1 protein-coding gene and 1 pseudogene are annotated in these 603 nt (G+C 72.3%); both read right to left on the bottom strand.

Annotated elements, in window-relative coordinates; translation table 11 throughout:
- On the bottom strand, nucleotides 1–369 hold a 369-nt coding region (locus tag ACNPM4_RS10105), incomplete at its 3' end, for a response regulator transcription factor (protein WP_448985565.1).
- A gap of 54 nt (nucleotides 370–423) precedes the next feature.
- Nucleotides 424–603 (bottom strand): annotated as a pseudogene (locus ACNPM4_RS10100) (putative immunity protein); the annotation flags it as partial.

Below are 603 nucleotides of genomic sequence, written 5' to 3'. Positions count from 1 at the left end.
GCGAGCGACGGCTCCGCGGCGCACGAGGGCGCGGAGGCGGGCGACGAGGATCGCGAACGAGAACGGCTTGGTGACGTAGTCGTCGGCGCCGGTCTCGAGCGCCTCGACCTGGTCCCACTCGCCGTCCTTGGCGGTCAGCATCAGCACGGGCGTCCAGTTCTCCTCGGCGCGCAGCGCCTCGCACACCTTCCAGCCGCTCATGCCGGGCATCATCAGGTCGAGCACGATCGCGTCGTACCGCGTCTCCCGTGCCCGCCAGAGCCCGTCGACGCCGTTGTGCGCGACGTCCACGGCGAAGCCCTCGGCTTCGAGGCCGCGGCGCACACCCTCGGCCAGGCGCACCTCGTCGTCCACCACCAGGATCCGCATTCCTCCAGTGTGGCCGGTCGACGCTGAATCGGGGCTGAAGCTCGGGACGACGCGTCAGCGGAGGTGTGCCTGGATCTCGCGGATCACCTCGCCCAGCGTGCCGGTGGCGAGCAGGCCGGGGCCGAGAGGGCCCGCGGAATCCTCGCCGAGCGGGGGGAGTGCGCGCAGAGCGGCGGATGCTTCAGGGGACAGGGCGGCGAGTTGCCAGCGCACCTCTTCGGCGCGTGCCTCGGG

The organism is Microbacterium umsixpiens, from assembly GCF_053543675.1.
This window is presented reverse-complemented; position numbering and strand designations above follow the sequence as displayed.